We start from the raw sequence: 13,386 nt of genomic DNA, 5'->3' as shown, positions 1-13,386 counted from the left end.
GCTGGCGCGGGGTTGACGATACCATAGGCGGCCGGGATCGACCGTCCTTGATTTAGGTCAGGCCGGCGCCGCGAAATCCCCCGGCCGGGCGCAGAACTCGATGAAAAACCGCACCGGACCCGCAGCTGCGACCTCGTGCAGCCGCTCCGGGTGGATCAGCGGATGGATGCCGGGCCCCAAGAGCAGCTCGGCCCCGTCGACCAGGTCGCGAAAGACCAGCCCGCCCTCAAGCACATGCAGCCGCGCCCAGGTGCCGGGCCGGGTCGCATGGGCGCGCAAGAGGCCCTTGGGCACGCTGGCCTCGGTGAACTCCGGCGTGCGCCGATAGGGCGCGGCGTCGTCGGGCCAGGCCGGCAGGCTCATGCCGCGGGCCAATCGTAGAGATGGACCAGCTTGGGATCGTCGGCCGCCGCCAGCATCCGTCGCACCCGATCCTGGAACAGCGCCGCGAAACGGGCCAGCTCGGCCGGCTCGGCCCGCCCCGCGACCGCGCGCGGCATCAGCTCGGCCATGGCGGGATCGTGGGGCACACGGCCGGTGTCGATGTCCACGACCACGCCGGCGCCATTGTCGCGCCGGCGCAGCGCCATCACCCCGTCGATCGGCGCCTCGAAGCGCAAGAGCCCGCGGCGCGCGAACAGGTGCCCCGCGCCGATGCCGTGAAAGCCGCCCTCGGCCGCCGCGCCGGTCAGCAGCGTCGCGACCGAGGCGACGACCCCGGTCGTGCCCTGCCCGACGCCGTCGCGCATGTGGACTTCGATGCCGCCGCGTTCGGGCAGGTCGTCGCCGTAAAGCCATTCCAGCCCGGCCAGCACCATCAGCCAGGCCCCGGCCACCACCGGGCAGGAATGGCCGCAAAGCCGCACCGCATCCGCGAAGCTATAGGTCATCACCCCGTCCTCGGCCGAGCCCAGGAAGCCCGCCAGGGGATCGCGGAGCCGGATCGCCGGCGCATCAGCGAAGAAGGCGGGAAAAACCATGGCTCACTCCTGTTCCTCGGCCAGCAGGTCGGCCAGCGTGCGGTGGTCCATCACTTGCAGGAAGGCGGCCAGCGCGTCGCGGATCGCCGCGTCCAGCGCGCCGGGGCGGTTCGGGTCGCGGATCTCTTCGGGGCCGAAGCATTCGGCGGCGGCCATGTCCGGCTCGGTCACGCGCAGCACCTCGCCCAGGGGCAGCACGGCGGGGTCGCGCCCCAGCTCCAACCCGCCCGAGCGGCCGCGGACCGAGTTCAGGAACCCCGCCCGCGTCAGCACGTTCGCCACCTTGGTCAGGTGGCTGCGCGAGATGTCATAGGCGGCGGCCGCCTCTTCGATCGTGACCAGCCGGTCGGGATGCCGCGCCGCATAGATCAGCAGGCGCAGGGCGTAATCCGAAAAGCTGGTCAGTCGCATGCAGGGGGCTTCCTCGATCCGCCCGCACAAAAGCACGGCCCGCGCCAGGCGGTCAATGGCGCGCGCCAGGGCCCGGCGCGGCCCGGCCTGGGGCCAGATCCGCGGGGCGGGCGGCGACGGGGCGAAAGCGGCGACCGCCATCATCAGAACCGCAGCCGCGTGCCCAGGTAGAAGGCCCGCCCCTCGCCGGGGATGAAGGCCGCCTGCCCCGCCACTGCCTGGTCCAGCACCAGGGTCGAGGCGGCATAGCGCTCATCGGTCAGGTTCGTGACCTCGACATGGACCGCGGCATTCTCGGTCAGGGCATATTCGGCGCCCAGGTCCACCAGCGCATAGGAATCGTTGAAGACCGTGTTCATGTTGTCCACCGGCGTCCTGCCCGGCACCCAATGCAGCTTGCCGCGCAGCGTCAGCCGCTCGACCGGGCGCCAGTCCAGCGCCAGCGTGACGACGTTGCGCGGCGCGCCGGCGATGCGGTTGTCGCCGCGCAAGGGATCGTCGTCGAAGCGGAAATCCTGCCAGGTCCAGGCCAGCCGCCCCGACAGCGTTTCCGTCAGCTCGCCCGACAGGCCAAGCTCGACCCCGCTGTGCCGCGTCCGCCCGGCGTTGACCGAGGCGAGCGTGGCGCCGGTCACGTCGCGCAGCGACAGCAGCTCGTTCTTCAGCCGCGCGTGATAGACGGTCGCGTCCCAGGACAGGCGCTGCCATGTCCCGCGCCAGCCCAGCTCCAGCGTGGTCGAGGTCTGCGCCTCCAGATCGGGCGTGGCGAACATGGCCGCAGGCGCGGCGGGATCGGCGGGGTTCGGCCGGCCCGGCCCGCTGTTGGGCGTGCCGCCCACCGTGCCCAGCAGGTCGTCATGGGTCGGCGGCTCGAAGCCGCGCGCCAGCGAGATCCAGGCGAACTGCCCCTCGGCCGGGGCCCAGGACAGGGCCAGCGCCGGGGTGAAGCCGCTATAGCTGCGGTCGTAGCTGGTCGAGGTCGCCGGCACCGCGCCATCGGGCAGGTGCATGCCGGGGTTCATCGGGCTGTAGGCCACGGTCGGCCGGGTCGCGGCAGTCCAGCGATCCTCGCTTTCGCGGCTGGCATGGTTGAAGGCGATCGAGGGCGACAGGGTGAAGCCGCCCCATGGCAGGTTCGCCCCGGCAAAGATGGACAGCGTATCGGCCGTCAGCCGGTTGCGGCCGAAGGCCGGACCGCGCGCGCCGCCCAGGTTGTGGTCATAGTCGCGGTCGGCCTTGCCGAAGGACCAGGTCAGCCCGGTCTCGAACAGCGGCAATTCCCCCTCGCCCAGCCGGCTGTAGCGCGCGGTCAGCGTGGCGTCGCTGCCCTCGGTGTCGCGGAACCCGGCCGAGATCGGAAAGGCGAAGCTGTCGTCGGTCCGCGACAGGCTCAGGCCGAAGTCATAGATGTTCTCGCCGCGCTCCAGCGTCGTGCGCGCGCCTGCCAGGGTCTGGCGGGTGTCGCGCCGCGGCTGGTCGCGCAGTACGTTCGGTCCCGGACCGACCGGCACGCCGCCGACGATCACCGGGCCGGCGTGGTTGCTTTCGGGATCGTTCTGGATCGCGTCCCAGGTCAGCGGCCCGGCCACGTCGAATTCCAGGTCGGTATGGCTGAAGAACAGCCGCGTCACCGCCTCGCCGGTCTGCAGGGTGACGTTGCCGCCGATGGCGCTGCGGCGCGAGCCGTTGTAGTCGCGATAGCCGTCCTTCTGCGCATGTTCGAAGCGCAGCAGCACATCGGCGCGCTCGCCGTCGATGCCATAGCTGCCCGCGACCTCGCCCCGCCCGAAGCTGCCGCCGCCGAAGCTGAGCCGCATCCCCGGCGCCGTCGCCCCCGAGGGCGAGGCGAAGTTGATCGCGCCGCCCAGCACGTTGGCGCCGATACGGTTGGCCGCGGCGCCGCGAAACACCTCGATGCTCTCGGCCTGGCCCGGCGCGGCAAGGCCCACGACATAGGAGCCGTCGGCGCGGTTCACCGGCATCCCGTCCTGAAGGATCAGCAAGCCGCGCTCGGCCGGGTTCTGCTGCAGGCCCGAGCCGCGGATCTGGATGCGCGGCTGGTCGTTGCCGCCGAAGAATTCCTGCACGACCACGCCCGGCACCTCGGAAAGCGAGTCGGCCAGCGTCGGCGCCGCCTCGCCCATGGCCTCGCTGCGGTCGATCAGCGTGACCGCGCCGGGCGTCGCCTCGAAGCGCCGCGCGGTGGTGTCGGCGCGGATCTCGATCTCGTCCAGCACGATCACCGCGCCGGGCGCGGCCGATTGCGCCAAGGCGGCCCCGGCCTGCAAGGACAGCCCGGCCGCCGCCAGCCCGGTCAGGGCGGGGATCATTCGCGCAAAGCGTTTCGTCTTGTCGTCAGCGTCCATGTCGGCACGTCCTTGATCTTCCCGCAGGGGACAGCGCCCACGGCAATGCGCGGCGCGAGGGTGGCAATGAGACGGCTGGCACAAGGCTTGCGATGCGGCATAGCGGCGGCGGGCATGGGCTGCGGACGCGCCGGAATGACCCCGCCTGCATAGGCCGATCAAACATGAATGTGAAGGTCATATTTTATCCGGGGCGCTTTTGCCGCAGCCCCGGCCCGCGCGGGGTGCGCTGGACAGCCGGGCCGCAGGCACGCTACACAGGAACCGCAAAAGCGACCCGAACCAGCGCGAAAGACGGAAAAGCCCCATCCATGTCGAACCAGGGCCGGAAACTGGAACAGGCGGCCAAGGCGGCGTGGCTTTCCTATGTCGCGGGCAAGACCCAGGACGAGATCGCGGGGATCATGGGCATCTCGCGCCAGACCGCGCAGCGCCTGGTGGCGCAGGCCATGGCCGAGGGCATCGTCAAGATCCGCATCGACCATCCCTTTGCGCATTGCATGGATATTGCCGCCGGATTGCAGCGCAAATACGCGCTGGCGTTCTGCCAGATCGCCCCTTCCGACGCCCCCGAGGCCGGGGTGGCGCTGATGCTGGCCGATGCGATCGAGCAATGGCTGCGCCGCCCCCAGCCGATGACCATGGCCATCGGCACCGGCCGCACCCTGCGCAGCGCCATCGCGCAATTGCCGCACATCGACTGCCCGCAGCACCGCATCGTCTCGCTGACCGGCAATATCGCGCCCGACGGCTCGACCGCCTATTACAACGTGCTGTTCACGCTTTCGGACCTGGTGACAGCGCGCAGCTTTCCCCTGCCCTTGCCGGTCATCGCCCCCAGCGTGCGCGAGCGGCAGGCGGTCAACGGCCAGCCCAGCATCGAGCGGCTGATCCGCATGTCGGCCGAGGCCGCGGTGGCCTTTGTCGGCATCGGCACGGTGGGCGCGCGCGCGCCGCTGATGCTGGACGGGTTCCTGTCGCAGCCCGACCTGGACGCGCTGGTCGCGGCCGGCGCGGTGGGCGAGATCACCGGCTGGGCCTATGACGCGCAGGGCGCGCTGGTGCCTGGGCTCAGCAACGACCGCGTGGCCTCGGCCCCGATCCCCCCGCGCGAGACGACGCTGGTCATCGGCGCCGCCCATGGCGTCGAAAAGGTGCCGGCGATCCGCGGCGCGCTGCGCGGCGGACTGGTCAGCGGGCTGATCACCGATGCCGAGACCGGGGCGGCGCTGCTGGCCGATTGACCCCTACATCGCCGCGATCTCGGCGCGCTGCTGCTGCATGCGCAGGAAGATGCGCCAGTCCCGCTCGCGCCGGGCGCGGGCGGCGGGCTCGGGGCGGGTGATCTCGACCGGGCGGGCGAAGCGCGCCCGCGCCGCGCGGATGCCGCCCAGAAGCGGCGCTGCGGCGGCGATGGCGGTGCCGCGCAGCACCGCATCCTCGGGCTGCCAGTGGATCTCGGCCCCGATGGCATCGGCATAAAGCTGGCGCAGCAGGGCCGAGCGCGCCTGCCCCCCGGCCATGGCCAGCGCGGCGGGCGCCAGCCCCATATGGGCGATGACCTGCCGCGTCCCCAGCGCGATGCCCACCGCCGCGCGCCAATACAGTGCGTCCAGCGCCTGCGGGCTGCGCTCCAGCGTCAGGCCGTGGATCGCGCCGCGCAGCAGCGGATCGGCAAAGGGCGTGCGGCTGCCCTTGATGTCGGGCAGGACATGCAGGTCCGGCTCGGGCTCGGGATCGGCGGCGATCCGGGCCAGGATGTCGTCATGGCCCGCCGGCTGCGGGTAAAGCCCGCGCACCCGCTCCAGCAGCGCGCCGGTGGCGGACTGGCCGCCCTCGCTGACGCTTTCGCCGGGCAGGATCGCGCCCGGATAGGGCCCCCACAGCGCCGCGCGCGGCGCGAGCCCCGTCGCCATGACGCAGTTCGAGGTGCCGGCGATCAGCGCCGGCATCTCCGGCGCCGCGCCGAGCGCGCCGGCAAAGGCGTCGATCAGCCCGGCGGCGACCAGCGTCTCAGGCTCCAGCCCCAGCTCGGCCGCGCCTTGCGGCGACAGCGGGCCGATGCGCGTGCCGGGCGGCAGGACCGGGCCGGGGCGCGGGAAATCGGCGATCCCGGCCCGGTCCAGCAAGTCCTGCTGCCAGCCGCCGCGGTCGGGCAGCCAGGGCCATTTCGCCGCCGCGGCGCAAAGCGAACGCGCCTCGATGCCGGTGGCGCGAAAGGCCAGATGGTCGCAAAGGTCGCGCACGCCCGTCAGCGCCGCCCAGACCTCGGGCCGGTGGCGGCGAAGCCACATCAGCTTCGGCGTCTGCATCTCGGGCGAGACCGAGCCGCCGGCCCGCGCGACGATCTCATGCGGGATGCGGCTCAGCTCGGCCGCCTCGGCCACGGCGCGGTGGTCGTGCCAGGCGATCACGTCGGGGGCAAAGCCCGGCGCCTCGACCACCAGCGAGCAGGTGGCGTCAAAGGCCAGCGCGCCGACCTGCGCCGGGCTGGCGCCGGCCTGCCGCCGCGCCTCGGCCAGGGCCTCGGCCACGGCCCGCCAGATCTCGGCGAAATCGTGCATGGCTTGCCGGTCGGGCCCCGGAAGGGTGGCGAAGCCGCGGCTTGCGCGGGCGACCAGCCGGCCGTCGGGGGTGAAAAGCCCCGCTCGCGCGCGGGCCGAGCCCACATCCACGGCCCCGATCAGCACGCCGATTCCCCTTCCCTAGCCCAGACCGGCCAAAGTCTTGGGCAAATCCCGCGCCTGGTCAATCAGCGCATCGGGGGCCAGCGCCGCCAGCTTTTCGGCCAGGCGCGCGGGGGCGGCATGGCTGCCGCCCAGAAAGCCGATCACCCGCATCCCCGCCGCGCGGGCCGCGCGCAGCCCGGCCGGGCTGTCCTCGATCACCACGCAATCGGCCGGGGCGATGCCCAGGTGCCGGGCGGCGAACAGGAACAGGTCGGGCTCGGGCTTGCCGCGCGCCACCTGCGTCGCGGAATAGACATGCGGCCCGAACAGCGGCGCAAGCCCGGTCAGCGACAGCGACAACCGCAGCCGCTCGGGCACGCTGGAGGATGCCACGGCGCGCGGCCCCGAGAGTTGCGCCAGCGCCTCGGCCATGCCGGGCACCGGGCGCAATTCGCGGCGAAAACGCAGCGCCAGGGCCTCGGCATAGCCGGGCAGCGCCGGGCCCAGGTCCACACCCTGGTCCCGCGCCGCCTCGACGATGGTCGAAAAGGAACGGCCCAGGAACTCGTCATAGATGCGGGCGCGGGTGATCGGCGCGCCCAGCCCTTGCAGCAGCGCCTCGATCTCGGCCGCGGCCAGGGGCTCGGAATCGACCAGCACCCCGTCGCAGTCGAAGATCAGCCCGCGCGCCAAGCCCTCAGCCCTTGAGATAGGCGTCGAGCGTCGCGCGCGTGCCCTTCTGCCACAGCATGGCGAGCCAGCGGGCAAAGGGTTCGGCCAGGCGCGGATCGCGGCCGGTCTCGCCATAGATCTCGGCCATGTCGAGCCAGGCCGAGGGGTCGGTCCGGGCCGCCCGCGCCACCTGCACCAGCCGGTCCCAGTTCGGATCGTTCGGCTCGATCACCGCACCGCTGTCGCTGGTCCCGGCGCAATAGCGGCACCAGAGCGCCGATTCCAGCGCCAGCCCATCCACGGGCAACCCGCGCTCAAGCCGATGCGCGATGGTCGGCACGATGAACTTGGGCTGCCGGTTCGAGCCGTCCAGGCACAACCGGCGCACCGTGTCGCCGATCTTGGGATTGGCGCAGCGCTCGGCCACCTTGGCGAAATAGGCTTGCAGGTCGGTGCCGGGCACCGGCGGCACGGCGGGGATGATCTCGTCCGCCTCGATCTTTTCCAGGAAGGCGCGGACCTGCGCGTCCTCCATCGCCTCATGCACGAAATGGATGTCCAGAAGCCCGGCCGGATAGGCGATCACCGCATGGCCGCCGTTCAGGATGCGGATCTTCATCAGTTCCCATGGCGTCACGTCGGCGACGAACTCGACGCCGGCTTTCTCAAGCGGCGGCCGGCCGGCGGGGAAGTTGTCCTCCAGCACCCATTGGATGAAATCCTCGCAAAAGACCGGGGCCTCGTCCTGGATGCCGAAATCCTCGCGCACCATGCGGCGTTCGCGGTCGCTGGTGGCCGGGGTGATGCGGTCCACCATGGCGTTCGGGAAGGCTACGGTCGCGGCGATCCACCCCGCCAGTTCCGGGTCCGACAGCCGCGCGGTTTCCACGACCGCCTCGCAGGTGACGTTGCCGTTATGCGGGATGTTGTCGCAGCACATGACGGTGAAGGGCGCGTGCCCCGCCGCGCGGCGCGCCCTGAGCCCCGCGACGATCAGGCCGAAGACGGTCTGCGGCGCGTCGGGATTGGCCGCATCGGCGGCGATGGCGGGATGCGCCCTGTCGAAATGCCCGGTGGCGGCGTCGATGAAATAGCCGCCCTCGGTGATGGTCAGCGCCACGATGCGGATCGCCGGATCGGCCAGCGCGGCGATCACCCGCCCATGGTCGCCGGGCGCGATATAGTCCACGATCGGCCCCAGCACCCGCGCGTCCGAGCGGGAGGCCGATTGCTCGACCAGCGTATAGAGGTAATCCTGCGCGGCCAGCGTGTCGCGCATCCGCGCATCGCCCGGCATGACGCCGGCGCCGATGATGGCGAAGTCCTGCGCCAGCCCCATGTTCATCAGCCGGTCCAGATAGGCGGCCTGGTGGGCACGGAAGAAATTGCCGACGCCGAAATGCAGGATGCCGGGGCGCAGGGCGGCGCGGTCATAGCCCGGCACCGGCTGGCCGAGGCGGTCAAGGGTCTGGTTGGAAAGCCTGTCCATCCGAATTCATCCCGGTTCTGATCTGTGAGGATGGGGCCGCGGCGGCGACCCCGACGGGGCTGCCGTCAAAGCGCCAGCCCCTGCTGATCGAAGCGATAGACCCGGCCCTCCTGCGGGGTCAGCCAGATGCGGTCGCCGTGGTCCACCGGGAACTCGCCCGCCGCCCGCGCGACGATGGGGGTGCCGCCGTCCAGCTCGACATGCAGGAAGGTGTCCGAGCCCAGATGCTCGGCCACGCCCACCGTGCCGGCAAAGGCGCCGTCGGTGGTGGACATGGCAAAATGCTCGGGGCGCACGCCGATGGCATGGGCGCCCAGGCGCGCCGCGGCCTCGCCCTCGATGAAGTTCATGTTCGGGCTGCCGATGAAGCCCGCGACGAAGCGGTTTGCGGGCTTGCGGTAAAGCTCCAGCGGGCTGCCCACCTGCTCGACCCGGCCGGCGCGCAGGACGACGATCTTGTCGGCCATGGTCATCGCCTCGACCTGGTCGTGGGTGACATAAACCATGGTCGTCGCCAGCTTCTTGTGCAGCTCGGAAATCTCGACCCGCATGTTCACCCGCAGCGCCGCGTCGAGGTTCGACAAGGGCTCGTCGAAGAGGAAGGCCGAGGGCTCGCGCACGATGGCCCGGCCGATGGCGACGCGCTGGCGCTGGCCGCCCGACAGCTGGCCGGGACGGCGGTCCAGGTAATCGGTCAGGTTCAGGATGCCGGCCGCGTGCTGGACGCGCCGCTCCTGTTCGGCCGCGGCCATGCCGGCCATCTTCAGCGGAAAGGCGATGTTCTTCCTGACCGACATATGCGGGTAAAGCGCATAGGACTGGAACACCATCGCCAGCTTGCGCTGCGAGGGCGGCGCATGGGTCACGTCCCGCCCGTCGATCATGATCTGGCCCGAGGTCACGTCCTCGAGCCCGGCGATCAGCCGCAGCAGCGTGGACTTGCCGCAGCCCGAGGGGCCGACGAAGACGACGAACTCGCCGTCGTTGATTTCCAGATCGACGCCCGGAATGACCTCGACATCGCCAAAGCTCTTGCGGACCTGTTGAAGCGTAATGCTACCCATGGTTTCCTCCTTATTTCACCGCGCCGAAGGTCAGGCCGCGCACGAGTTGCTTCTGGCTGAACCAGCCGAGGATCAGGATCGGGGCGATGGCCATGGTCGAGGCCGCCGAAAGTTTCGCGTAAAAGAGCCCCTCGGGGCTGGAATAGCTGGCGATGAAGGTCGTCAGCGGCGCCGCCCTGGAGGTGGTCAGGTTCAGGGTCCAGAACGCCTCGTTCCAGGCCAGGATGACGTTCAGCAGCAGGGTCGAGGCGATGCCGGGGACCGCCATCGGCGTCAGCACATGCAGGATTTCCTTCATCAGGCTGGCGCCGTCCATCCGCGCCGCCTCGAGGATCTCGGACGGGATCTCGCGGAAATAGGTATAGAGCATCCAGGTGATGATCGGCAGGTTGATGAGCATCAGCACGACGGTGATGCCCAGCCGCGTATCCAGAAGGCCCCAGGACCGGAACAGCAGATACATCGGGATCAGCACGCCCGCGGCCGGCATCATCTTGGTCGACAGCATCCACATCAGCAGATCCTTGGTCCGCTTGGCCGGCTGGAAGGCCATCGACCAGGCGGCCGGAATGGCGATCAGCAGGCCCAAGAGCGTCGAGCCGACCGAGATGATGACCGAGTTCATGAAATGTCGGAAATAGGGCGAGCGGGACTGCACCTCGGCATAGTTCTCGGTCGTCCAGTCGAAGAACAGGAACTTGGGCGGGCTGGCGATGGCATCGGCCTCGGACTTGAAGCTGGTCAGGATCGTCCACAGGATCGGGAAGAAGATCAGCAGCGCCACGCCCCAGGCCAGGATGGTGAAGGTCCAGCGGCGGCTATTCGTGACTTTGCGGGCCATGGTTCTTACTCCAGCGTCTTGCCGATCATCCGCATCAGGAAGATCGCGACGATATTGGCAAGGATGACGGCAATGATGCCCCCGGCGGATGCGCCGCCCACGTCGAATTGCAGCAGCGCCTGGCTATAGACCAGATAGGTCAGGTTGGTGGACTGGTAGCCGGGGCCGCCGTTGGTCGTGACCAGGATCTCGGCAAAGACCGAAAGCAGGAAGATGGTCTCGATCAGGATCACCACGGTGATGGCGCGCGACAGGTGCGGCAGGATCAGGTGGGTGAACTTGGCCCAGGTGCCGGCGCCGTCCATCTCGGCCGCCTCCATCTGCTCGCTATCCAAGGATTGCAGCGCGGTCAGCAGGATCAGCGTGGCAAAGGGCAGCCATTGCCAGGCGACGATCAGGATGATCGACAGCAGCGGATATTGCGCCAGAAAGTCGATGGGCTGCGCCCCCACCGCCTTGGCGAGCCAGGCGAAAAGCCCGTTGACCGGGTTCATGAACATGTTCTTCCACACCAGTGCCGAGACGGTCGGCATGATGAAGAAGGGCGCGATCACCAGGATGCGCACCACGCCCTGCCCGAACATGGGCTGGTCCAGCAGCAAGGCCAGCAGGATGCCGCCGCCGACGGTGATGACCAGCACGCCCCCGACCAGCAGCAGCGTGTTCTGCATCGCCGTCCAGAAGGCGGGATCGGACAGGAAATACTTGTAGTTGGTCCAGCCGATGAACTGTTCCATGCCGGGCGAGAGCAGGTTGTAGCTCTGGAAGCTGAACCACAGCGTCATGGCCAGCGGCACGATCATCCAGCCCAGCAGCAGCAGGACCGAGGGCGCGACCATCAGGCGCGCGAGTGTTTTCTGATGTCGGGTAGCCATCGGCGCGCCTCCCACGCGAGCGATGAGGGTTCGGATTGCGGCAGGGGCCGGGCTTGCCGCCCCCTGCGCCGTTTCGCGGCCGTCAGGCCGGGCCGGGCGTCACTTGGGATAGCCGGCCTTGGCCATCTCGCGCTCGGCGATCTGCTGGGCCATCTGCAACGCCTGGTCGACGCTGGCCTGCCCGGCCAGGGCGGCCGAGAATTGCTGGCCGACCGCGGTGCCAAGCGCCTGGAACTCGGGGATGCCCACCCATTGCGTGCCGATATAGGGCACCTCGACGGTGGTCGGGTTCTTCAGGTCGGCCGACATGATGCTGTCCAGCGTCGGCTTGGCAAAGGGCGCGGCCTCAAGATAGGCGGGGTTCTCGTAAAGCGAGGTCCGGGTGCCGGGCGGGACGTTCGCCCAGCCCTCTTCCGCCGCGACCTGCTCGGTGTAAGCCTTGGAGGTTGCCCAGGCGACGAATTTCTTCGCGGCATCCGGCGCGTCGGTCGAGGACGGAACCGCCAGCGTCCAGGCCCAGAGCCACATCTGCGGCTTCTCGCCCTCGGGGGCCAGCGCATAGCCCACCTTGTCGGCAACGGTCGAGTCCTTGGGGTTCGACACGAAGCTGGCGGCCACGGTGGCGTCGATCCACATGCCGCATTTGCCGGTCTGGAACAGCGCCAGGTTCTCGTTGAAGCCGTTCGACGAGGCGCCGGGCGGGCCGGCCTCGTTCATGACGGCGACGTAATCGGTCAGCGCCTTCTTCCAGGCCTCGCCCGAGAATTGCGGCTTCCATTCCATGTCGAACCAGGGCGCGCCGTAGCTGGCGCCCATCGAGGTCAGGAAGGCCATGTTCTCGCCCCAGCCGGCCTTGCCGCGCAGGCAGATGCCATAGACCTCGGCCGATTTGTCGGTCATCTTGCGCGCCGCGTCGAAGACGAAGTCCCAAGTCGGGCGCTCGGGCATTTCCAGCCCGGCCTTTTCCATCAGGTCGGTGCGATACATGATCATCGCGGATTCGCCATAGAAGGGCGCGGCGTAAAGCTTGCCGTCCAGCGACAGCCCCTCGGCGATGGGGGGCAGGATGTCGGCGGCGTCGTAATCCTCGCCCATGTCCTCGAGCGCGAGCAGCCAGCCCTGCTTGGCCCAGATCGGCACCTCGTAATTGCCGACGGTCACGATGTCGTATTGCCCGCCCTTGGTGGCGATGTCGGTGGTGACGCGCTGGCGCAGCACGTTCTCTTCCAGCGTCACCCATTCCAGCTGGATGTCCGGGTTCGCGTCGGTGAACGGCTTGGTCATCTTCTGCATGCGGATCATGTCGCCATTGTTCACGGTGGCGATGGTCAGCGTCTCGGCCACTGCAGGCACCGCCAGCGCCGTCATGGCGCAGGCCCCCATCAGGCCGCGCAGCATCATGCTCATTCGATTGTCCTCCCCTGCGGATCAGCATTTGCTAATGCGATGGGCAAATGCTCACATACTCGCCGCCAAGCTGTCAAGCGAAATCGGCGCGGCCCGATACTCCGGGACCGCGCCGACCGATAGTTTCTTGCAGGGATGGGTGGGGTTCAGCCGCGGCCGCGATAGGGCGGCACGCCCTGGTCGGGGATCCAGACCGCCTCGGGCATGGGGCCGGTCTGCCAGAACACGTCGATGGGCATGCCGCCGCGCGGATACCAGTAGCCGCCGATGCGCAGCCAGCGCGGCTTGAGGAACCCGGCCAGCCGCCGGCCGATCGAGACGGTGCAATCCTCGTGGAAAGCGCCGTGATTACGGAAGCTTCCAAGGTAAAGCTTCAGCGATTTCGATTCGACCAGCCAGTCGCCCGGCATATAGTCGATGACCAGATGCGCGAAATCGGGTTGCCCCGTCATCGGGCAGAGCGAGGTGAACTCGGGCACGGTGAAGCGCACGTTATAGGCCACGTCGGCCTGCGGGTTCTGCACCCGCTCCAGTTCGGCCTGGTCGGGGCTTTCGGGCAGCCGGGTGGCGCCGCCCAATTGCTTGAGGCCGCTGTAGATCGTCTCGGTCATG

13 protein-coding genes are annotated in these 13,386 nt (G+C 69.4%); 1 reads left to right on the top strand and 12 read right to left on the bottom strand.

From position 1 onward, the window contains the following. Positions 1–57: 57 nt before the first annotated feature. The 4 genes from IT40_RS17105 to IT40_RS17090 all read right to left on the bottom strand — a co-directional run bounded on the left by IT40_RS17105 (position 58) and on the right by IT40_RS17090 (position 3,757). A complete protein-coding gene (locus IT40_RS17105) occupies positions 58–363 on the bottom strand; it encodes a TehB family protein (protein WP_036757758.1) in 306 nt (101 codons plus the stop codon). Further along, complete coding sequence (locus IT40_RS17100) at positions 360–980, bottom strand: hypothetical protein (RefSeq protein ID WP_036757757.1); 621 nt, start codon at positions 978–980, stop codon at positions 360–362. The genes IT40_RS17105 and IT40_RS17100 overlap by 4 nt, the downstream gene beginning before the upstream one ends. Positions 981–983: 3 nt before the next feature. Then, positions 984–1,391: an RrF2 family transcriptional regulator gene (locus IT40_RS17095; protein WP_036757796.1), complete on the bottom strand. Its 408-nt coding sequence runs from the start codon at positions 1,389–1,391 to the stop codon at positions 984–986. 143 nt (positions 1,392–1,534) lie between these two features. After that, on the bottom strand, positions 1,535–3,757 hold the full coding sequence (locus tag IT40_RS17090; RefSeq protein ID WP_036757756.1) for a TonB-dependent receptor family protein: 2,223 nt from the start codon (positions 3,755–3,757) through the stop codon (positions 1,535–1,537). A 311-nt stretch (positions 3,758–4,068) separates the two neighbouring features. Here IT40_RS17090 and IT40_RS17085 point away from each other — a divergent pair, with 311 nt between their 5' ends. Further along, positions 4,069–5,001, top strand: coding sequence for a sugar-binding transcriptional regulator (locus tag IT40_RS17085; protein WP_036757755.1), 933 nt, complete (start codon positions 4,069–4,071; stop codon positions 4,999–5,001). 3 nt (positions 5,002–5,004) lie between these two features. Here IT40_RS17085 and IT40_RS17080 read toward each other — a convergent pair whose 3' ends face one another. From IT40_RS17080 to queF, 8 genes are all read right to left on the bottom strand, one after another. After that, positions 5,005–6,447, bottom strand: coding sequence for an FGGY-family carbohydrate kinase (locus IT40_RS17080; protein WP_036757754.1), 1,443 nt, complete (start codon positions 6,445–6,447; stop codon positions 5,005–5,007). A gap of 15 nt (positions 6,448–6,462) precedes the next feature. Next, positions 6,463–7,119 (bottom strand): HAD-IA family hydrolase, encoded by a 657-nt coding sequence (locus IT40_RS17075; RefSeq protein ID WP_036757752.1) that lies wholly within the window; start codon positions 7,117–7,119, stop codon positions 6,463–6,465. Between the two features lie 4 nt (positions 7,120–7,123). After that, positions 7,124–8,587 (bottom strand): mannitol dehydrogenase family protein, encoded by a 1,464-nt coding sequence (locus IT40_RS17070; RefSeq protein ID WP_036757750.1) that lies wholly within the window; start codon positions 8,585–8,587, stop codon positions 7,124–7,126. 65 nt (positions 8,588–8,652) lie between these two features. Beyond that, positions 8,653–9,651: an ABC transporter ATP-binding protein gene (locus IT40_RS17065; protein WP_036757748.1), complete on the bottom strand. Its 999-nt coding sequence runs from the start codon at positions 9,649–9,651 to the stop codon at positions 8,653–8,655. Positions 9,652–9,661: 10 nt separating this feature from the next. Beyond that, a complete protein-coding gene (locus IT40_RS17060) occupies positions 9,662–10,492 on the bottom strand; it encodes a carbohydrate ABC transporter permease (protein WP_036757746.1) in 831 nt (276 codons plus the stop codon). Between the two features lie 5 nt (positions 10,493–10,497). Next, entirely contained in the window at positions 10,498–11,367 is an 870-nt protein-coding gene (locus IT40_RS17055; protein ID WP_036757744.1) for a carbohydrate ABC transporter permease, read from the bottom strand. Positions 11,368–11,466: 99 nt separating this feature from the next. Then, a complete protein-coding gene (locus tag IT40_RS17050; RefSeq protein WP_036757743.1) occupies positions 11,467–12,774 on the bottom strand; it encodes an ABC transporter substrate-binding protein in 1,308 nt (435 codons plus the stop codon). Between the two features lie 146 nt (positions 12,775–12,920). Next, on the bottom strand, positions 12,921–13,385 hold the full coding sequence (gene queF / locus IT40_RS17045; RefSeq protein WP_036757741.1) for a preQ(1) synthase: 465 nt from the start codon (positions 13,383–13,385) through the stop codon (positions 12,921–12,923). Position 13,386 lies beyond the last annotated feature (1 nt).

The sequence above is a fragment of the Paracoccus versutus genome (genome assembly GCF_000763885.1).
Classification (GTDB): domain Bacteria; phylum Pseudomonadota; class Alphaproteobacteria; order Rhodobacterales; family Rhodobacteraceae; genus Paracoccus; species Paracoccus versutus.
The sequence above is the reverse complement of the archived record's forward strand: the minus strand, read 5'-3'. Positions and strand labels throughout refer to the sequence as shown.